Source organism: Streptomyces sp. PTY087I2, assembly GCF_001687325.1.
Lineage (GTDB): Bacteria > Actinomycetota > Actinomycetes > Streptomycetales > Streptomycetaceae > Streptomyces.
Genome location: NZ_LZRD01000017.1, coordinates 138304 through 158432 on the forward strand (window position 1 = coordinate 138304; position 20129 = coordinate 158432).

Genomic DNA, 20129 nt, shown 5'->3' on the forward strand with positions numbered 1-20129 from the left:
ACCCTACGCGTCCTCGGACGGGTCCGTGACACGTCGGGCAGTCACCAGGTAGCCCGCGAACTCGACGTCCGGCCGGGCCTTTGCCCAGCCGGTAGCCCGGTCGACCGGAAGCACCACGGCCGTGCCCGGAACCGGACAGTTCACCTTCTCCGTGGACCCCGGAGGCGCCGCGTAACGGCAGTGCACCTCAGCGATCGAGAGCACCTCCAGCGACGTGGGCTCCCGCTCCTCCCGGCCGTGGTGCTCCTCGTGGAAGTCGATCCCCTCCGCACGTTCTTCACCGACGATGTCGGCGTAGTCCTCCGGATCGGCCTCCACGAGCGACCAGGAAACAAGGCCCCCGGGCGCGAAGTCCTCGCCGCAGCACTGCATCTGCCAGTCATCGACCCAGATCGTCACCGTCACGGCGCCATTGTCACCGACAGCCCTCGGCGCAGGCACTCGGTGAGGCGGGCTGCGATCGCCCCTCCGGGGTCCCGGCGGGGGTTGAAGATCGTGACGTCCAGCCCGACGGCTCGCTTGTCGGCCAGCGCGGTCCGCAGCACGCTCTCCAGTTCCGCCCAGGTCAGCCCGCCGGGGAGGCGGTAGTCGACCGCGGGCATGATCGCGTCGTCCAGGACGTCGACATCGAGGTGGACCCAGTACCCGGCACGTGAGCCACCGGTGAGCCGGTCGACCGCGTGACGCGCTGCCGTCCGGGCCCCGGCCGCCCGCACATCGTCGAGGCCGGTCGCGCGCAGTTGGGGCGGCAGCGGCTGCATCCCGTCCTTGGCGGACTCCGCGGAGTCGCGGAAGCCGAAGGCGACGACATCCTCGTCCCGGACCAGGGGCCCACGGCCTTCGAGATCGGTGAGCACCCGAGGCCCGCGGCCCGTGGCCAGGGCGAGTTCCATCGAGGCCGCCTCACCGGCCGGATCGGCCGACGGCTGGTAGAAGTCGGTGTGCCCGTCGAGGAACAGCAGGCCGTACCGCCCCCGGCGGCGCAGGGCGAGGAGGTTGCCGAGCAGGATGGTGCAGTCACCGCCGAGGACCAGGGGAAAGCGGCCGGAGTCCAGGACGCCGCCGACAGCGTCGGCCAGTCGCACGGAGTACCGCGCGATGCCGTCGGGGTTGAGGATCCCCGTGTCGGGGTCCCGCGTCGCGTCGTACGCCGGCGGCTCGACCCGGCCGGCCCGGACCACTCCGGGGTGGTCCGCCAGACCGGCGTCGAGCAGAGCCGCCGGAAGGTCCTGGACACCGGACGGCCACAGCCCGAGCACGGACGGCGCCTCGATGACCGCGATGTCCCGCACGCTGCGCTCCTTCACCCGCGACCGCCTGCCGAGCGGCGCCGGCCCCGGCACACCTCTCCGGCACGGCTCAGCCATCACCGCCCCCACAAGGACATAGTGCCGCATAACGGGCACGACGCCGAGCCGACCGGGGCGGGTGCAGCAGCCGCCCGATGTGAGCCACACGGCCCCGGGACAGCTACGCCAACGGAAGCGTGAACACGTAGGCGCGCTGCGCGGCGCATCCTTGGCAGGTGCCGGCGAACCGGGAGAGAAGGTGACCGTCCACCCGGGAGAGGTTGTTGCGCCAGAAACAGCGGAACTCCCCGCAAGCACAGGACCGGTGGCTGACATCGATGAACGCGCTGGTGTTGGAGTCGTGACCGCCCTCGGCCGCCGCCCGCGGGAAGGCGTCGCCGCTGTCGTCATCGGACAGTCCGTACCGCCTCCGCTTCCACGAAGCCTCCTCGGGGGTGAGAAGTCCCTGCCCGGCGCATTCGATACACCGGCCGGGCCCCGCGTTGTTCGCCGCACACCAGCATCTCCCGTAGCCGCCGCTGCCGCCGCTGTAGGGCCTGCCTTCGCAGATCATGCACACCCCCCACCCGTGGCAGTCGGCGCACAACACACCACGGGACGTGCTGCGGGTGAAGGGCGGCTGACCCAGCCGGCCTTCGGTGTACACGACCGGCGTCCATCCGGTGAACGACAGGATTCCGGGCCCCTTGCCCTCGTGGATCCTGGCCTCGAAATCTTCGCGCCGGACCGTCGCCGCACTCTCGCCGGGGTGGTCCGAAGTCCGTCGGTGCAGGTTCCATCCGGCCGCATCGAAGGCGTTCAGGGCGTCGTCGAAGCCGGGAGACGAGAGGTGATCGTCCCTGCCGGCGCAGACGAGGAACAGAAAGCGGTGGCCGACCGGCGCCGGGTCGCGCAGCCGTACCGGGTCGGTCCACTCACGGACCACCACCGGGCGGCGGTCCGGATACAGCGCGGAAGCGATCTCCAGCAACTCCCCTTTGAGCCACGCCGCGCTTTCCGGGACGGCAGGCGCGCCCTCATGGCCCGGTTCATCGGCCGTACCGGTCATGGTGGGTGCCACCCCTCTCCCGCTCGGAGGAGTTCATGATGGCAGCGGACGGTGGTTCTGGGGGGGACTGGTCCACACCCATGCGGTGTCCCTTGATCCGACGCCGCCTTCAAGGTAGTTGACCGTCAAGGCATTTGACCGTCAAGGTAGTTGACCGCCCCCTCAGCACTCCCCCCGGTCCCGCCCCGCCGAGTACAAGTAGCTGTCCCGGAACTGCTCCGCGCCCAGCGTGCGGCCCACCATGATGACCGCCGTCCGGATCACCCCCGCCGCCTTCACCTGTTCGGCGATCGAGTCCAGCGTGCCGCGCAGGACGATCTCGTCCGGGCGGGACGCCATCGCCACCACCGCCGTCGGGCAGTCCGCCCCGTAGTGCGGGAGCAGTTCGTCGACCACGCGGTCCACGTACCGCGCCGCCAGGTGCAGCACGATCAGCGCGCCGCTGCGGCCCAGGGTCGCCAGGTCCTCGCCCTCCGGCATCGCCGTGGCGCGCTGGGCGACGCGGGTCAGGATCACCGTCTGGCCGACCGTCGGGACCGTCAGCTCGCGCTTCAGGGCGGCGGCGGCAGCGGCGAACGCGGGGACGCCGGGGACCACTTCGTACGGTACGCCCGCCTCGTCCAGGCGCTTCATCTGCTCGTTCACCGCGCTGAACACCGACGGGTCCCCCGAATGCAGCCGCGCCACGTCATGGCCGTCCGCGTGGGCCCGGACCAGCTCCTCCGTGATCCGGTCGATGTCGAGGTTCGCCGTGTCGATCAGGCGGGCGTCCTTCGGGCACTCGGCCAGCAGTTCCACCGGGACCAGGCTGCCCGCGTACAGGCAGACCGGGCTGGCGGCGAGGATCCGGGCGCCGCGCACCGTGATCAGGTCGGCGGCGCCGGGGCCCGCGCCGATGAAGTACACGGTCATCGTCTGTCTCCCATGTGCGAACTTACGTCTGAGGATGAGGGTTTGGTCACCGACCACTGCGTCACCGGCATCGCCTGCCGCCACCCCGTGAACCCGCCGACCGGCACGGCGTGCGCGACCGACAGCCGCACCAGCTCGCCGCCGTACGCCGTGTGCCGTTCGGCCAGCAGCGCCTCCGACTCCAGCGTCACCGTGTTCGCGACCAGCCGGCCCCCCGGCCGCAGCGCCTCCCAGCACGCGTCCAGCAGGCCGGGCGCGGTCAGCCCGCCGCCGATGAACACCGCGTCCGGAGTGTCGAGTTCGGCCAGGGCCATGGGCGCCGGGCCCGTGACGACGCGCAGGCCGGGGACGCCCAGGCGTTCCGCGTTACGGGTGATCCGCTCGGCCCGCACCGGGTCCCGCTCCACGCTCACCGCCCGACAGGACCGGTGGGCCCGCAGCCACTCGATCGCGATCGAGCCCGATCCGCCGCCCACGTCCCACAGCAGCTCCCCCGGCGCGGGCGCCAGCGTGCCCAGGGTGGCGGCCCGGATGTGCCGCTTGGTGAGCTGGCCGTCGTGCTCGTACGCCGCGTCCGGCAGACCGGGCACCGTACCGAGCCGCAGCGCCTCCGCCGACGCCCGGCACTCGATGGCGATGACGTTCAGCCGGTCCCCCGGCTCGTGCGCCCACTCCGACGCGATGCCCTCGACGTACTCCTCGCCCTCACCGCCCAGCTGCTCCAGCACCCGCAGCCTGCTCGGGCCGAATCCCCGGTCCGTGAGCAGCGCCGCGACCGTGGCCGGAGTGCTCGCGTCCGCGCTCAGGACGAGCAGCCGCCGGCCCTCGTACAGGGAGGCGGCCAGGCGCGCCGCCGGGCGGCCCACCAGCGTCACGACCTCCATGTCCTCCAGCGGCCAGCCGAGGCGTGCGCAGGCGTACGAGACGGAGGACGGATGCGGCAGCACGCGCAGCCCCTCGGGCCCCAGCTCCTCCGCGAGCGCGCGCCCGATCCCGTAGAACATCGGGTCCCCGCTCGCCAGCACCGCGATCCGGCGCTCCCCGTGCTCGGCGAGCAGCCGGGGGACGGCCGGCCGCAGCGGGGACGGCCAGGCCACGCGCGCCCCGGCGCACTCCGGCGGCAGCAGGTCCAGCTGGCGCGCCCCACCGATCAGCACCTCCGCCCCGCACAGCGCCTCCCGCGCCGTCCCGGACAGCCCGGACCAGCCGTCCGCGCCGATCCCCACGACGGCGACGGGGTACGGAAACGGGGCTGGGGAGGGCGATGCGGGCACGGGCCGGAACCTCGTCGTTCGGAGGGGAGGAAGCGGGCGCGACGAGCGGAAACGAGGCGCAGCCGCACTTTACTGAACGGCCCGCTCCGGCCACCCCGCCGGGTGAATCCGAGAAAACTTCGCGCGTGGTGTCGAGAAGCCCGCGCCGGCCCCGACGTCCCCTGTGTAAGAGGAAGAGCAACCACAGAGCGACCGCAGAACACCCACGAACGAGCGCACGAGCGATCAGGAGGCGACGGTCATGAAGTATCTGGTGATGGTCCAGGGCAGCCAGGCGGACTACGAGGCGCAGACCGGCAAGGGCAACGCCACCAGCCCGGCCTGGGACGAGAAGGCCATGCAGGAGATGTTCGCCTACATGGGCAGCATCAACGACGACCTCGCCGAGTCGGGCGAGCTGGTGACCGCGTACGGGCTCACGGAGCCCGCGCAGGGCCGGGCCGTGAGCGTCGACGGCGAGGGCCGTCCGGTGATCTCGGACGGGCCGTACAGCGAGACGAAGGAGCTGCTCGCCGGGTTCTGGATCCTCGACTGCGAGAACCTGGAGAGGGTGACCGAGATCGCCGCCCGCGTGGCACGCTGTCCGCAGCCGCCCGGGGCACCCGAGTACCCGGTGCTCATCCGCACCATCGGCGGCGGGATCGACTAATCGACTAGGAGCGACGGCTGAAGCCGGACCGTACGACCGACGACGACATCGAGGACCTGCTGCGCCGCCACGCGCCGCAGGTCCTCGGCGCGCTCGTCCGCCGGTACGGGCATTTCGACCCGGCCGAGGACTCCGTCCAGGAGGCCCTGATCGCGGCCGCCGAGCAGTGGCCCGGGGACGGGATCCCCGACAACCCGCGCGGCTGGCTCATCCGGGTCGCCTCCCGCCGCCTCACCGACCGGCTGCGCAGCGACGAGGCCCGGCGGCGGCGCGAGGAGACGGCGGCGGCCCTCACCCCGGCGGACGCGTTCGTCGCCCCGCCACCCGGGGAAGACCACTCCGGAGCGGGCCCCTCCGGCCTGGGCCGGGCCCCCTCCGAGGACGACACGCTCACCCTGCTCTTCCTCTGCTGCCACCCCGCGCTCTCCCCCGCCGCCCAGATCGCGCTGACCCTCCGCGCGGTCGGCGGCCTCACCACGGCGGAGATCGCCCGCGCCCATCTGGTGCCCGAGGCGACGATGGCGCAGCGGATCAGCCGGGCCAAGCGGACGGTGCGCGGTACGCAGTTCCGGCAGCCGGACGCCCAGGACCGCGACCAGCGGCTCGCCGCCGTCCTCCAGGTCCTCTACCTGATCTTCAACGAGGGCTACACCTCCACCGCGGGCCCCGACCTCCACCGCACGGACCTGGCCCGCGAGGCGATCCGGCTGACCCGCGCCGTCCGCCGGCTCCTCCCCCACGAGGGGCGGGTCACCGGGCTGCTGGCGCTGATGGTCCTCACCGAGGCGCGTACCCCGGCGCGCACCGGGCCGGACGGCGAGCTGATCCCCCTCGACGAACAGGACCGGGCCCTCTGGGACCGTACGGCCGTCGCCGAAGGCACCGCCCTGGCCGAGGAGGCGCTCGCCCAGGGGCCGGCCGGGGACTACCAGCTCCAGGCCGCGATCGCCGCCCTGCACGACGAGGCACAGCGCGCCGAGGACACCGACTGGCCGCAGATCCTCGCCCTGTACGACCTCCTCGTGCGGCGCTCCCCCGACCCCGCCGCCGCCCTGGGCCGGGCGGTCGCCGTGGCCATGGTGCACGGGCCCCGGGCGGGGCTGGCCGCGGTGGACGCGCTCGCGGAGGCGGAGGGGACGGCAGGTGCGGCGGCGACGGCCGGGCAGCGGAACTACCGGCTCGACGCCGTACGCGGCCACCTCCTGGAACGGGCCGGGGAGCCCGACGCCGCCCGTACCGCCTACCGCGCGGCCGCCGACGCCACCCTCAGCGAACCCGAGGCCCGCTACCTGCGCCGACGCGCGGACCGGCTGGAGCACCCCGACGGATAGGGGGTTACTCCCTTCGGCCGACAGGGAAGAGGCCATCGGCGCAGTCCCGGTCGCCGCCGCCCGCCGCGCTCGCGATGATCGGCAGCATGACCACGAGCGGCAACGGCAGCGACAGCACCGGCGGCAAGGGCAAGGGGACAGGGAAGGGCGGGGCCAAGGCCACCACCCTGCGGATCGCCCAGAATCCGGAGGCGGACGAGCTCCTGGGCCGCAGCCCGCTGGCCGCCCTGGTCGACATGCTGCTGGACCAACAGGTGCCGATGGAGTGGGCGTTCACGGGCCCGTACACCCTCGCGGAGCGGATGGGCTCCGACGATCTGGACGCGGGGCGGATCGCCGCCTACGACCCGGACGCCTTCACCGAACTGTTCACCACCAAACCGGCCCTGCACCGCTACCCCGGCTCGATGGCCCAGCGGGTGCAGCAGCTGTGCCAGTTCCTGGTCGCGGAGTACGGCGGCGACGCGAGCGCGGTGTGGCGGGACGCCGCGACCGGCGACGAGCTGCTGGCACGCCTCAAGGCCCTGCCCGGCTTCGGCGCCCAGAAGGCCCAGATCTTCCTGGCGCTGCTCGGCAAGCAGTTGGGCGTACGTCCCCCGGGGTGGCGGGAGGCGGCGGGCCCGTACGGGGAGGCCGGATCGCATCGGTCGGTCGCCGACATCACGGGCCCGGAGTCGCTGGTCGAGGTGCGTGCGTACAAACAGGAGGCCAAGGCGGCGGCCAAGGCGGCGGCCAAGGCGGCCAAGGCAGCCAAGGCGGCGAAAAAGCCTGGTACTTCACGGAAGAAGTAACACGGATCAGACATCACCCGGGCGGGCGGAAGTGACATGCCCATGCACTGGAACAGGCCGACACCCCCACCCCACCGATCAGAATCAGCCACATCGGTTCACAGGCGCCACCCCACTCGCTAGCTTTCGCAGCACATTCGTTCAGCCGTTCAGCCACTGAGCCGTTCGAAGTACCGGCGGCTCGGGGCCTCAGCCGTTCAGACCGGAAGGACTCCTGTGCACGCAACACGTCGCAGAGCCATGGCTGTCGTGGCCGCCACCGCCCTGGCCACACCGCTCCTCCTGGCCGCGTCCCCGCACCACGGGCGCCCCGCGCCGCACGACCCCGGGAAGGAAGCGGCCAAGCTGTCACGGGAGTTGGTGAGGACCGCGTCCGCGCGCGACGCCTACCGCCACCTCCAGCAGTTCCAGGCGATAGCCGACTCCGCCGACGGCCACCGCGCCGCCGGCTCGCTGGGTCACGACGCCTCGGCGGCGTACGTCTACCGGCAGCTCCAGCGCGCCGGGTACAAGGTCTCGTACGAGAGCTTCCGCTTCACCTACACGGAGACGCTGGCCGAAAAGCTCGCCGTGGTGACGCCGACGCCCCGCGACGTGACGATCAAGGCCATGACGTACACGCCGTCGACGAAGGAGGGCGGCCTGACGGCGGCGCTCGTCGCCGTGCCCGTCGACGACACGACGGGCTGCGAGGCCGACGACTACGCCGCCGCGGACTTCACCGGCAAGATCGCGCTGATCAAGCGCGGCGGCTGCACCTTCGCCGAGAAGCAGGCGGCCGCGGCCGACGCGGGCGCGGCCGGAGCGGCCATCTACAACAACGTCGAGGGCGCGCTGTCCGGCACGCTCGGCGAGGTCGCCGCCGGGAAGATCCCGACCGGCGGACTCACCCAGGAGGAGGGCGAGAAGCTCGCCGCCGACCTCGCGGCCGGCGAGGTCACGGTCTCCTTCGAGATCCGCGAGCTCCAGGAGGACCGCCCCACCCGCAACGTCATCGCCGAGACGCCCGGCGGGAGCGCGGCGCGGACCGTGATGCTCGGCGCCCACCTCGACTCGGTGACCGAGGGCCCCGGCATCAACGACAACGGCTCCGGTTCCGCCGGTCTGCTCGACGTCGCCCTGAAGCTGGCGAAATCGAAGAGCAAGCCGGCCAACAAGGTCCGGTTCGCCTGGTGGTCGGCCGAGGAGAACGGCCTGATCGGCTCGGAGAAGTACGTGGAGGCGCTCTCCGAGAAGCAGCGCAAGCAGATCAAGCTCTATCTGAACTTCGACATGATCGCCTCGCCGAACGGCGTCCAGTTCGTCTTCGACGGCGACGACTCCGACCAGGTCGGCGAGGGCCCCGGCCCGGAGGGCTCGGCCCAACTGGAACGGGACATCAACGAGTTCCTCGACCGCAAGGGCAAGCCGCACGAGGGCACGGACTTCACCGGCCGCTCGGACTACGGTCCGTTCATCGAGGCGGGCATCCCGTCCGGCGGTACGGACACCGGGGCCGAGGGCATCAAGACGGCGGCCCAGGCCGAGGTGTTCGGCGGCGAGGCGGGGATCGCGTACGACCCCTGCTACCACGCGGCCTGCGACGACCTGGACAACATCGACATGGGTCACTTCGACACCAACATCGACGTGATCGCCAACGCCGTCGGGACGTACGCGCACGACCTGCGCTCGCTGACCCGCCCGGTCGACCCCGACACCGGCAGCGGAACGCCCGGCAGCGGAGGCAGCGGAGGCGGCCTGCGCGAGGGCCACGGCCACGTCACGGAGTAGCGACCCGCTTGCGGGCTCCGGGGACCGGCCCCGGAGCCCGTAAGCACGCGGGGCGGAAACACGCGGCGGAAAGCCGTGGCGGGAGCGGGCAGAAGCGGTGCGGGAGCGGACGGGAGCAGGCCGGAGGCAGGCCGGGAGCGGACGGGAGCAGGCGGAGGCGGGCGGGAGCCAGCCGGACGGAAGCAGGCGGAGGCGGGCGGGAGCAGGCTGGCCGGAAGCCGCACGAGAGCACCCCTGCCCCGGTATCCCGCCCTATCCAGCGCTATACGCCCTTTGCCCCCGCCCAGCGGTGAGCTTCCGTGGCTGCGCCCGGTGGCTCTTGACCGGTAGGCTTTCCGTGTGATCTTCAAGCGCATCGGAAATGGGAAGCCGTACCCCGACCACGGCCGGGAATCCACCCGCCAGTGGGCGGATGTCGCGCCGCGTCCGGTTCGCCTGGACCAGCTCGTGACCACCAAGGGCCAGCTGGACCTGGAGACCCTCCTCGCCGAGGACTCCACGTTCTACGGGGACCTGTTCGCGCACGTCGTGAAGTGGCAGGGCGACCTCTACCTGGAGGACGGGCTGCACCGGGCGGTCCGCGCCGCGCTACAGCAGCGCCAGGTACTGCACGCGCGCGTCCTCGACCTGGGCTGACAGGCTCCGGGACCGGGACCGGCGGCCCTCCGCCGCGGCACCACACCCCACTGGGGTTTACGCATCTCGAGGCGTCCCCCCGAGACCCTGATTCGGGCTTTCGGGTGCTTTCACGCTCATCCGGGTGCCATACGTTGATCATTTAGTACGCATCATCACCGGGTCGCATTACGCTGCCTCCATGAGCATGCTCACTCCCCCCGGCATGGGCGGAAAGTACCGCATCACGGGCGACACCTACCCCCGCATGCGCCGCCCCCGGCACCGCCGCAGGCTCGTCCTCGCGGGCATCGGAGCCGTCGTCGTCCTCGGCCTCGTCGGCTGGGGCACTTTGCAGCTCATCGATGTGTTCACCGGCGGCGACAAGAGCGCCAGCGCGGCCGACCACAAGCGGGACTGCCCCACCGCGAAGCCGTCCGTGGCCCCGGTCAAGGCGCTGCCGAAACCGGCCAAGATCAAGGTGAACGTCTACAACGCGACGACGCGCACCGGACTGGCCAAGGCCGCCGCCGAGGAGCTCAAGAAGCGCGGTTTCACCATCGGCGAGGTGGGCAACGCGTCGAAGGAGTACGACAAGAAGGTGCCGGGCGCGGGCGTGCTGCTCGGGGCGCCGGCCGCGAAGAACGGCAGCTTCACGGTGCTCGGCACCCAGCTGGCGGGCACGGTGCAGAAGACGGACACCCGGAAGACGGGCGAGGTCGACCTGATCCTCGGGGAGAAGTTCAAGGCGTTCAGCACGCCGAAGGAGGCCACGGCGGCGATGACGGCCCTGACGAAGCCGGCCCCGGCCCCGTCTCCCTCCTGCTGACGAAAGCGCCCCGTTCCCGCGCGTACGCACGAGGCCGTGCGTACGCGCGGGAACGGGGCGCAAAGCCGTAAAAGAAAGTGGCGCGGGGGCCCTAATCGGCCGTCCCGTACATCCGGTCGCCCGCGTCGCCGAGGCCCGGCACGATGTACCCGTGGTCGTTGAGCCGCTCGTCGACGGAGGCGGTGACGACGGTGACCGGGGTCCCGGCCAGCTCGCGCTCCATCACCTCGACGCCCTCGGGCGCCGCGAGGAGGACGACGGCGGTGACATCGTCGGCGCCGCGCTTGATCAGCTCCTGGATGGCCGCGACGAGGGTGCCGCCGGTGGCCAGCATCGGGTCGAGGACGTAGACCTGGCGGCCGGAGAGGTCCTCGGGCATCCGGGTCGCGTACGTCTCCGCCTGGAGCGTCTCCTCGTTGCGGATCATGCCGAGGAAGCCCACCTCGGCGGTCGGCAGCAGCCGCACCATGCCGTCCAGCATGCCCAGCCCGGCCCGCAGGATCGGCACGACGAGCGGCCGGGGGTGCGAGAGCTTGACGCCCGTCGTGGGCGTCACCGGGGTCTCGATGTCGACCTGCTCGGTACGCACATCCCTGGTGGCCTCGTAGGCGAGGAGGGTGACCAGCTCGTCGGCGAGCCGCCGGAAGGTCGGGGAGTCGGTGCGCTTGTCGCGCAGCGTGGTGAGTTTGTGCGCCACCAGCGGGTGGTCGACGACGTGGATCCGCATGCGTCAACAGTAACCGCGCCGCCCGGCACTCTGCGCTGGCATCAACCACCTGTTCGGGGGGAAGGTGGGGGCATACGGACCCAGCACTGGGGTGGTGTGTCGATGGCTGACGGGGATCTGCGGGACGACCGGGCCTCGCGCGGGCCGCGCGAGGGGCGCGACGCCGAGGGCTTGGCGGGCGCGGCGGGCGATGCCGAGGACGCGCAGGAGAGTGACGCGGCCCGCCGCCGCCGACGCGCCCAGTTCCTCCGTGAGCTCCATGAGGCCAAACAGCTGCGGGACCGGGTGCAGCCACGCCGGGCGAGGGCCGCCCGGATGAGGCAACAGATGCGGATGCGTACGTTCCGCTGGTGACCGGCGGAACGGCGACGGGCGGACCATCCGCCGCCCCCCCTGACGAAAGCCCTGACGAAAAGCCCTGGTGAACCCCGGGCGAGCCCTCCGAGTACCACCGGCGCACTCCCCCGCCGGTCGGCGCGTCAGGGTGAGGGCCGACCAGGCACTCCTGGAACTGATGGACGACGCAACGGTCGAAGAGGTCTCGGACAGCGCTTGTTTCTGCCACGATGCCGATTGGGCGGGGCTCAGGACGGACGGATCACCGTTCGCCCTCCCGTCGGACCGATTCGCCTATGACCAGTGGGAGAGTCACGGTGTACTTCGCCGCACTGCTCGCGCGCACCGAAGACGGGTGGGAAGCGAGCGATACAGAGCTCGACGATGTGGAGACCCTGTCCGATCTGACGGATCTGGCCCGGGAGGCCTCGGTGGACGAGGACACGGTCCTGGTCTACATCGAGCAGGAGGACGCCTGGTTCGGCGTCGTCCGGGTGGACGGTGAGGAGGACCCCCGAATCTACGTCTCGGACGCGTCCGCCGCCGCCCGCTCCTCCTACGGGGAGATCCTGCTCACCGACGAACTGCTCGGCCGCGAACCAGGGGCCGAGGACGAGATCGCCGCCCTGGAGGAGCTCGTCGACCTCGACGGCACGGAGGACGGCGAACCGGAACGCACCGCCCCCGCGGCCGACGACCAGGACGACGCCCCCGACCCGGACGCCGTCCCGGCGGGCCCGATCGGCGAGCTCGGAGTCCTGGCCGACCTCGGGATGTCCGAGAAGGAGCTGCTGACTCTCCAGACCGACGCACTCGCCGAGATCGCGGAGGCAGTGGGAGCGGCGGAGGTCCTGGAGTCGGTCCGCTAGGGCATGTCCGGCCCTGATCCGCCGGACACGCCCTAGGGGCGCGCGAGCCCCTGCCAGGCCCTGAGCCCCACCCCTCATCCATCCCCCCTCTCCCACAACCCGCCCCACACCACCCCGTCCGCTAGGGTCCGCGAGTGACCGCACGACCACCGGACCCCTCACCCGACCCCACCTCCGAGCCCGCCCCGGATCCCGATCCCGTACGCGATCCCTGGCAGGCCCCGATGCGCCGCGCGCTGGCCGAGGCCGCGCGAGCGGCGTCGGCCGGCGATGTGCCGGTCGGCGCCGTCGTGCTCGGCCCCGACGGTACGGAGCTGGCGACCGGACACAACGAGCGCGAGGCCACCGGCGACCCGACGGCACACGCCGAGATCCTGGCCCTGCGCCGGGCGGCCGAGGCGGTCGGCGAGTGGCGCCTGACCGACTGCACCCTGGTGGTCACCCTGGAGCCCTGCACGATGTGCGCGGGCGCCCTGGTCCAGTCCCGCGTGGCCCGCGTCGTCTACGGAGCCCGCGACGAGAAGGCCGGCGCGGCAGGCTCCCTCTGGGACGTGATCCGCGACCGCCGCCTGAACCACCGCCCGGAGGTCATCGCGGGCGTCCTGGAGCGGGAGTGCGCGGAGCAGCTGACGACGTTCTTCAGATCTCTCTGACCAGGTGAGACGTGGCTGCCTGGCCACGCTGGGCTCCTCCCCCGAGAACCGATTTCTGTCCACGCCCCGGGATGGTCTAAGCTCTCTCTCGGTAGCGTGTCCGAGCGGCCGAAGGAGCTCGCCTCGAAAGCGAGTGTGGCGTAACCCGTCACCGTGGGTTCAAATCCCACCGCTACCGCTGGTGAACGAAGGGCCCGGCTCAATGAGCCGGGCCCTTCGTCGTCGCTCTAGGAGCTGCGCGGCCGGACCCTGCCGAAGTCACCGGGCCGGTGGCTCGGGGTCCGATCGGAACGCGGTTGGGGGATCTCGTGGGTGTTGGTGGACGCAGACCGGAGAGAGTGCGCATCGCGCGCGACAGCATGTTCGTCGCTGCTGGGTTCGTGCTGGTGTGGGCTGTCGCCGACGTGACCGGCTTCTTGCATTGGCTGGGCATGGGGTGAGCCCGAGCCCCGGCGCTCAGGCGGCGGATGCGTTGAGCCGACCGGTGAGGCGGTCTGCCATCCGGTGCGCCTCGCTCTCGTGATCCTTGAGCTGGCGGTCGTAGCGGCGCTCCTGTCCGCGGCTCACTGACTGGGTGCCGCCCTTGCCACCCACGTGACCTCGTTGTCCGACAACATCTGTTTTTGCAGAGCTGGGGTAGGCGCCTGAAATGACGGAACCTCAGCAGAACGGCAGAAGACCGGTTGCGTCGTGGCGTCGACGTGGGTGGCGGCGTTGGCTCGCCCTACTGGTCTTCTCAAGCGTCGTCTTCGGGTTGTGCACCGTGTTCCGGCATGTGGTGCTGGAGCGGCCCTGGGAGGATTCGTTCACTGCGGCACTGACCGCCTGCCAGGCCGGATGACCTCGCTCGGCTTCCGGAGCCATACCTGCTGCCCTCGGCCGGTGACGGTGAGCCCGAACTGGTCGGCGTCGGGCCGCCCGGCAGCCTCGTACTCCCACCAGGTCTGCTCGATCTCCTCCCACAGGAACCCGGGCCCGTACTGCCATACCTCTTCTCCGGTGGCGGCTGTTGCGGCGCTTCCGTTCTCGCGGGTCACCCACACCTGGACACCTTCGTCGGTGTTCTGGTGGATGAGCCGCACACCGGGCAGCCGTGCCCCGGCGTACAGGGCGAACCCGAGGTCGAGGAGCCGGGCGGGATCCAGGCCGGCTGCCCGGGACCGTCCCTTTCCCCGTACGTCGTGGAGGTCGGGGACGCGATGGGCGCGCATCGGCATGTACGTCGCCCCGCCGCAGAACCGCCCCACAGCAGTGCCGTCGTCCTGAACCCGGAGCTGAACCAACGCTCCGGACCAGAACTCCCGTGCGAGCGGGGCCACGACGATCCCGCCGGGCCGGACCTGCCGCAGCAGGGCGTACGAGACGTACCGCAACGCACACGTGGCGATCAGCCGGTCCACCAAGCCCAGGCCGGGCCAGGGCTGTTCACCGTCCCCGACCCGCAGATGCGGCCGATACCCGGCTTGCGCGAGAGCCTCGGCCGCCTGCCGCGCCACAACCGGATCCAGCTCCACGCTGTGGACCAGGTCGCCCCCGAGCCGTTCGCAGAGCAGCGCGGCGACGTATCCCGTGCCGGTCCCGATCTCCAACACCCGCTGCCCGTCCTCAACCTCGAGCAGCCCGAGCATCCGGGCCACCATCGACGGCATCGAGTTCGACGACGTCGCCACACCGGGCCCTCCCTCGGCCCCGTCGTCGAGCTGGGTCACCACCGGCTCGTCGCTGTTCACCAGCGCAAGCCAGTCGCCCACCCCGACGACCGGCTCACACCGGTCCGAGAGTTGCCGCCAGACATCGGCCGGTACGAACCGGCTGCGCGGCACAGCCTCAAACACCTCCCGCCACCGGCCGGTGAGCAAGCCCCGATCAGCGAGATCCCGCACCAGATCCGGGTACGTCGGTGCCTGCGATGCGCCGCTCACGACTGCGGCACGAACTGGGGACGGCTGCCGTCCGGCGACGGCTTCGGCTCCTGCGGCGGAGTCCACGGCTTGTCCGACGGAGCCCCGCCATGCTTCCCGGCCTCAACCGAAACGTAAGTAGTGGTCATCGTCCAACTCCTCTGATCGGCAATGCTGTTTGAGTGTCATCCGGCGTTCCGGCGAGCGGTGGCCGCCGCATGGCACGGGCAGGCGCACCCCGGCAGGCGGCACAGGACGTGCACGTCGGCCAGGTCCGTCACCAAAGCACTTCGGCAGACAACGCTGCACGGCTCATCCGGCCCCGCCGACAGGGCGTCCAGGGCAACGACCGGCCCTCCGGCCTCCTCGGCGATGGTGATCGGATCGCCCCGCCACAGCAACGTCACCCCATGCTTCACGCAGTAAGCCACCGGCTGGTCCTCGACGGAAAGCTCGTGCGCGTCCCTCTCCTCCTCGTAACACCTCATCCGCGCCGCGCCTCCCGCCAAGCACGCCCCAAACGCACGGCCGTCGGACAGGAGACTCCAGCGCGACAGGAAGCACAGGCCGTGGTGTGGCCAAGGAGTCTGCGGTAGGCAGCTTCGGGCCTGGGTGAGGGCATGGTCAGTGCGCTCATAGCTCTCCTTCGCGCAGATGTGGGCAGGGACGCCACGCGTCCGCGTGGCCGTGACCAGCACGTTAGAGAGCTGCGGAAGGAACGCGCTGGGCGATTGCGTCGGGTTGCGAATACCGGGCACCGGGTTGGGCGCAGTTGTTCAATCTCGCTCCAGCGACGCCCGCGCGCGGGCGATCAAACGCCGCGCCTGCGGCCCCTGGACCGCTGCTTCGGCCATCAGATCCCACGCCCGCTCATAGAGAACGACGTTCTCCTCGTCGTCGAGCCACATCTCGGTGTTGATCGTCTCGACGATCACGCGACGCCGGTCGTAGATCCAGAACCCGTGGCCCGGCGCACGTCGCAGTTGCACGCCGAGGGGAAGGACGCTGATCTCGACGGTGTCCAGGCCGATCAGCCCGGCCAGGCGGTCCAGTTGTACGGCCATGACCTCGCGGGGGCACGTCAGTACGTACAGTGCCGCTTCCCACACCACGAACCGGAAGAGCTTGCCCGCCTCGTACAGCGCCTCTTGACGGCGCATGCGTGCCCGGACCGCTGCCTCGATGTCCCGAGGGATCCGGCGGAACTCCGCGTTCGCCTCGAACGTGTGCCTGGCGTAGTCCGCAGTCTGGAACAGGCCCGGGATGCGGGACACTTCCACGCCTCGGATGAGCTGCGTAGTCGTCGTCTCGGTGACGGCCAGTTCCTGGCGCGCCCGATGACCACCGGCGAGCTGCCTTCGCCAGGACCGGTACTGCGATTCCAGTCCGACGAGCCGCCCCCGCAACTCGGTTGCCACGTCGGGCCGCCCCACCGCCTGGGACCACTGCGTGAGGTCGCTCGCGGTGGGGGTCTGCTTTCCCGTCTCCAGGCGCGAGACCTTCGAGCGTTGCCAGCCGAGCGCCTCGGCCACGCCCTTGCCGTTGAGACCGGCTTCGCTCCGTAGCTCGCGGAGCCGTGCTCCGAGAGCGACCCGCGCAGTCTGGAAGTCGGTGCTCACCCGGCCGAAGCTACCGCCTTGACGAAGTCCGCGGTGCGCGTCGCGTGGTGCCAGGCCGCGTCTCGCGCCTGGCATGCGAGAGCGACCTCGGCCGGGTCCTCACTCAGGACGACGCCGAGGGTCGTGTCGTCCTCGTCGAAGACGAACCGGGCGACCAGCCGGGAGTCGAACAGCCAGAAGTCGTGGTCCGGCAGGCCAAGTCGGTCCGCTTCGGCCCGTGGCAGGTTACGGATGTCCTCGCCGGCGGCCACGTTGCTGTGGCCGCTGGCCAGAAGGAACTGCTACCCCTCGGTCAGGGGCTGGTCGACCAGCCGGACCCGCTCGAACCGCTTGCCCTCAGCTGTCTGCGCCCGGACGTTCTCGCGCCACGCGTTGTCCGGCTCGGCCGAGATGTCCGCACCGCTCTTCCACCGCCCCCACTTCGGACCGTTGCGGTCGGAGGCGTATCCGCGCCGGGTCTCCAGCCGGAACGCAGTGTGCTTGAACTCGCGGAACAGCGAGGCGATCTCGGAGAACGGCACCATCCCGGGAGCGGTGGCGCGTGGGGAGAAGCGGACCAGGAGTTCGCGTGGCACCAGCACGAACGTCTCGCTGTCCTTCACGTCCCGGAGCTGAGCAAGCTGTTCGGGATCGGTCACGCGATCGCCCTGAACAAGGATGTCGGTGCTGCCCGCGACCTCGTAGAGCGTGGGGCAGTCCCCGTCGTCGCTGGTCGTACCGAGAAACCTGAGGCGCGCCATAGAGTCCTCCGTCTACGCCGGGTGGGAATCCAGGATGCGGCGAATAGCACGAGACCGCCGAAGGATTGCACCGAATTGCAGATCGCCATCGAGGTAGGGCAGTTGCGTGCAACTGCCGGTAGATCGCCACCGAGTGAGGCCATGAGCGTGGCGATCAGTCAGCCCAAGCCCTGCACCGACTCCGAAGCTCGGGTCCCGAGGCCCAAGACCCGGGCTTCGGGGACGGTCGGGTCACTCTTTCGGGGGTACGTGAACGGGGCTCCGGCCCGAAGCTCGGGACCGGGGACTCGGGCGTCGGGACGCGAGACCCGGGGTTCGAGCGCCTTCTTTAACCGGGGGGTAGATAAGGGGGGTTGGGGAAAACTCCCCTCCCTCCCCACCCCGTCACCGCCAGCCAGTATGACTAATCGTGACAGCTTGCGGCGGAGCGTGACGGCCGCTTACGGTGCGAGAACTGAACGACCCCGACACGGTGTTGGAAGCACCAGCCGGGGTCTCACCACAAGATCCAGCACTAAGAAAGACGATCCCGTGGCTGCACAGCACTTTAGCTCCGTCCTGCCCGTCCCCGCAGTCTCCGCCGCGTACCCGATGGCCAAGCCCGGATACGGCAAACGCTCCGCGCCCGGCCAACAACCCCGCACCCGCGATGACTTCGCCTTGCTCCCGGCCCGCGAACGGTACGTTGCCGGATTCGTCGACCACCTCCCTGAAGGTGCCGCGATGGGCGTCAAACAGCTGGCCAAGCAGCTCCCGCTCTACGGGCAGCAGGCCGTCTCCACGTCTCTGAACGCCTTGTCCGTCGCCGGGCACCTGCGGCGCGTACGGCGTGCCGTCGGCGTGGGCGACGAAACCCGGTGGGTCTTCCGTACTTTCTGGTCCCGCACCGCGCGCGACAACGAATGGTGGAATGCCTACCTCGCCACCGAGAACGACTCCCCGGACACAGCACCTGCCCCTGACTCGGCTCCGCCGCCGCCCTGGGTCCCGGCCGAGGAACCGCCGTTGCCCGCGCAGCCAGAAGGCCCGGCTGCGGCCGAACAGGTCCCCGTTCCCGCCGCCGTACCGCACCAGCCCACCCCGACCCAAGCCCCGGACGCCGAACCCCCATCGCCGCCCACCCGGGAGGCGGCTCCCTTCTCCCCCGCCTACCTCGCCCTCGCCCGTCTCGGCCGCGACGATCACCGCCTGGGCCTCTCCGCCGACGACTGCACCACCCTCGAACCACTCGCGGCCCAATGGCTCGACCGAGGCGTCACCGTCGACTACCTCACCAGCACCCTGAAAGCCGGACTCCCCGCCCAGGTCGACTCACCCATCGGCCTGATCCGCCGCCGCCTCACCGACAAAATGCCACCCCGACTACCCACCACCGCAAGCACCCCGGCCGACACCCCCACCCCCACCCGCCGCGTCCTCGTCGAATGCACCGACTGCGGCCGCCCCGGCCAACCCGAGGCCCTCCCCGACGGCCTCTGCCGCCCCTGCCACACCATCCACACGGCAGGCAGCCAGCCCTCGCCCGACCCCACCCAGATCGCCGCCGTCAAAGCCCACATGGCCAACCTCCGCGACCTCCTCAAACCCGTCTGAGGGCCCGGACCACAACCGACAAACCCACCGCCGCCCGGTCACGGAAACGCAGAGCGAAACGCACTCTCAGCACGACCAACACGTCTGCCCCGAAGAGACCATGAGCTTGCCTCTTCCGAGGAGACCGCGCCGTACGGCCAGTAGAGGGCAGAATCACCAGGGACGAACGTCAACCGCGACCGCCGCAACGACAGGTTCGATATGTCCTTTTCTGAAGAAGTGAGCAAAAACCGCTCCCTGACCACATAAAGCCGCAGGTCACGAAGGGGTGGTCCCCGCACCCGCGGGGATGTTCCCGGCACCGAGATGGAAGGCCTCGTCATGGAGGCGTGGTCCCCGCACCCGCGGAGATGTTCCCAGCTCGGCACGCGCGTACCAGGTCGCCCCGTAGTGGTCCCCGCACCCGCGGGGATGTTCCCGGGCCAGCTCCCCGTACCGAGGTGCCTCACCAGTGGTCCCCGCACCCGCGGGGATGTTCCCTCCTTGGGAATCCACGAGGTGGAGTGCGAGACGGTGGTCCCCGCACCCGCGGGGATGTTCCCGCGGTGAAGCGCCGCCGTACCGCCCGGTTCGGGTGGTCCCCGCACCCGCGGGGATGTTCCCGGTACGAGCGTGCGTTGTCGGTGAGCTGCCCGGTGGTCCCCGCACCCGCGGGGATGTTCCCTGCTCACGCTCGCCCGCACCGCCGCGCAGTCCGTGGTCCCCGCACCCGCGGGGATGTTCCCCGGGTCCTCCTCCGGCGCGGGCTCGATCGCCGGTGGTCCCCGCACCCGCGGGGATGTTCCTGAGGGGTCCTCATCGGGCGTGACCTGCGGCGTGTGGTCCCCGCGCTGAGCTCCCGCTCGGACGCGAACGGGTGGTTTCCGCGCCCCGCGGGGGTGTTTCCTTCAGCTCGTTGAGAACGGCTGCGTACTCTGGGCGGCCCCCGCGCACGCGGGGGTGTTCCCGCCATGTAGTGCGGGACGGGCTCAGCCTTCACGTAGTCCCCGCGCACGCGGGGGTGGCCCCTAGGGTGAGAAAGACTGCGTGAGAACTCACGCGTGATCCCCGCACACGCGGGGATGTTCCCAGGCCACGCCATCCGCCTTTGTACGAATCGGCGTTATCCCCGCGCACGCGGGGCTAGGCCTGGTGCCAGAAAGGCAGCAGATCGACTTCT

General features: G+C 71.0%; 18 protein-coding genes, 1 tRNA gene, 1 pseudogene and 1 CRISPR repeat array. Of the genes and pseudogenes, 11 read left to right on the forward strand and 9 right to left on the reverse strand.

Annotated elements, in window-relative coordinates; all coding sequences use genetic code 11:
- Positions 1-3: 3 nt before the first annotated feature.
- The 5 genes from A3Q37_RS19940 to A3Q37_RS19960 form a co-directional block, all read right to left on the reverse strand.
- The gene (locus A3Q37_RS19940; protein ID WP_065486514.1) at positions 4-405 is read right to left on the reverse strand and encodes a DUF6578 domain-containing protein; all 402 of its coding nucleotides are present in this window, start codon (positions 403-405) and stop codon (positions 4-6) included.
- Positions 402-1292 (reverse strand): arginase family protein, encoded by an 891-nt coding sequence (locus A3Q37_RS19945; protein WP_065486516.1) that lies wholly within the window; start codon positions 1290-1292, stop codon positions 402-404. Before A3Q37_RS19945 ends, A3Q37_RS19940 begins: the two co-directional genes overlap by 4 nt.
- Before the next feature lie 178 nt (positions 1293-1470).
- Complete coding sequence (locus tag A3Q37_RS19950; protein ID WP_255311875.1) at positions 1471-2358, reverse strand: hypothetical protein; 888 nt, start codon at positions 2356-2358, stop codon at positions 1471-1473.
- Positions 2359-2520: 162 nt separating this feature from the next.
- Complete coding sequence (gene cobM / locus A3Q37_RS19955) at positions 2521-3270, reverse strand: precorrin-4 C(11)-methyltransferase (RefSeq protein ID WP_065486518.1); 750 nt, start codon at positions 3268-3270, stop codon at positions 2521-2523.
- Positions 3267-4544, reverse strand: a complete 1278-nt coding sequence (locus tag A3Q37_RS19960) for a bifunctional cobalt-precorrin-7 (C(5))-methyltransferase/cobalt-precorrin-6B (C(15))-methyltransferase (RefSeq protein WP_065486519.1) — start codon at positions 4542-4544, stop codon at positions 3267-3269. Before A3Q37_RS19960 ends, cobM begins: the two co-directional genes overlap by 4 nt.
- Positions 4545-4785: 241 nt before the next feature.
- Between A3Q37_RS19960 and A3Q37_RS19965 the strand changes: the two genes are divergently transcribed.
- The 6 genes from A3Q37_RS19965 (at position 4786) to A3Q37_RS19990 (ending at position 10532) form a co-directional block, all read left to right on the forward strand.
- Complete coding sequence (locus A3Q37_RS19965) at positions 4786-5193, forward strand: YciI family protein (RefSeq protein WP_065486520.1); 408 nt, start codon at positions 4786-4788, stop codon at positions 5191-5193.
- A gap of 17 nt (positions 5194-5210) precedes the next feature.
- Positions 5211-6524: an RNA polymerase sigma factor gene (locus A3Q37_RS19970; protein WP_065486523.1), complete on the forward strand. Its 1314-nt coding sequence runs from the start codon at positions 5211-5213 to the stop codon at positions 6522-6524.
- Between the two features lie 86 nt (positions 6525-6610).
- A complete protein-coding gene (locus tag A3Q37_RS19975) occupies positions 6611-7315 on the forward strand; it encodes an HhH-GPD-type base excision DNA repair protein (RefSeq protein ID WP_304364742.1) in 705 nt (234 codons plus the stop codon).
- A gap of 240 nt (positions 7316-7555) precedes the next feature.
- Positions 7556-9088, forward strand: coding sequence for a M28 family metallopeptidase (locus tag A3Q37_RS19980; protein ID WP_065486524.1), 1533 nt, complete (start codon positions 7556-7558; stop codon positions 9086-9088).
- A gap of 339 nt (positions 9089-9427) precedes the next feature.
- Positions 9428-9724, forward strand: a complete 297-nt coding sequence (locus A3Q37_RS19985; RefSeq protein ID WP_003967677.1) for a type II toxin-antitoxin system VapB family antitoxin — start codon at positions 9428-9430, stop codon at positions 9722-9724.
- A 205-nt stretch (positions 9725-9929) separates the two neighbouring features.
- The gene (locus tag A3Q37_RS19990; protein WP_065486525.1) at positions 9930-10532 is read left to right on the forward strand and encodes a LytR C-terminal domain-containing protein; all 603 of its coding nucleotides are present in this window, start codon (positions 9930-9932) and stop codon (positions 10530-10532) included.
- A 91-nt stretch (positions 10533-10623) separates the two neighbouring features.
- Here the strand turns inward: A3Q37_RS19990 and upp are convergent, their stop codons facing one another.
- Positions 10624-11259, reverse strand: coding sequence for a uracil phosphoribosyltransferase (gene upp, locus A3Q37_RS19995; RefSeq protein WP_065486529.1), 636 nt, complete (start codon positions 11257-11259; stop codon positions 10624-10626).
- A gap of 102 nt (positions 11260-11361) precedes the next feature.
- Here upp and A3Q37_RS20000 point away from each other — a divergent pair, with 102 nt between their 5' ends.
- The 4 genes from A3Q37_RS20000 to A3Q37_RS20015 all read left to right on the forward strand — a co-directional run bounded on the left by A3Q37_RS20000 (position 11362) and on the right by A3Q37_RS20015 (position 13295).
- Entirely contained in the window at positions 11362-11613 is a 252-nt protein-coding gene (locus tag A3Q37_RS20000) for a hypothetical protein (RefSeq protein ID WP_065486623.1), read from the forward strand.
- A 299-nt stretch (positions 11614-11912) separates the two neighbouring features.
- The gene (locus tag A3Q37_RS20005; protein WP_065486533.1) at positions 11913-12464 is read left to right on the forward strand and encodes a hypothetical protein; all 552 of its coding nucleotides are present in this window, start codon (positions 11913-11915) and stop codon (positions 12462-12464) included.
- Between the two features lie 224 nt (positions 12465-12688).
- Entirely contained in the window at positions 12689-13117 is a 429-nt protein-coding gene (tadA, locus tag A3Q37_RS20010; protein WP_065486535.1) for a tRNA adenosine(34) deaminase TadA, read from the forward strand.
- A 90-nt stretch (positions 13118-13207) separates the two neighbouring features.
- Positions 13208-13295: transfer RNA gene (locus A3Q37_RS20015), tRNA-Ser, on the forward strand.
- A 628-nt stretch (positions 13296-13923) separates the two neighbouring features.
- Here the strand turns inward: A3Q37_RS20015 and A3Q37_RS20020 are convergent.
- The 3 genes and pseudogenes from A3Q37_RS20020 to A3Q37_RS20035 form a co-directional block, all read right to left on the reverse strand.
- The gene (locus A3Q37_RS20020; RefSeq protein ID WP_065486537.1) at positions 13924-15039 is read right to left on the reverse strand and encodes a methyltransferase domain-containing protein; all 1116 of its coding nucleotides are present in this window, start codon (positions 15037-15039) and stop codon (positions 13924-13926) included.
- A 755-nt stretch (positions 15040-15794) separates the two neighbouring features.
- Entirely contained in the window at positions 15795-16637 is an 843-nt protein-coding gene (locus A3Q37_RS20030; protein WP_065486541.1) for a helix-turn-helix transcriptional regulator, read from the reverse strand.
- Positions 16634-17377: pseudogene (locus A3Q37_RS20035) on the reverse strand (DUF6879 family protein). The gene A3Q37_RS20030 and the pseudogene A3Q37_RS20035 overlap by 4 nt, the downstream one beginning before the upstream one ends.
- Positions 17378-17908: 531 nt before the next feature.
- Here A3Q37_RS20035 and A3Q37_RS20040 point away from each other — a divergent pair.
- Positions 17909-18970, forward strand: coding sequence for a MarR family transcriptional regulator (locus A3Q37_RS20040; protein ID WP_255311876.1), 1062 nt, complete (start codon positions 17909-17911; stop codon positions 18968-18970).
- A gap of 268 nt (positions 18971-19238) precedes the next feature.
- A CRISPR array of direct repeats spans positions 19239-19817; the repeat unit is 28 nt; unit sequence GTGGTCCCCGCACCCGCGGGGATGTTCC.
- Positions 19818-20129 lie beyond the last annotated feature (312 nt).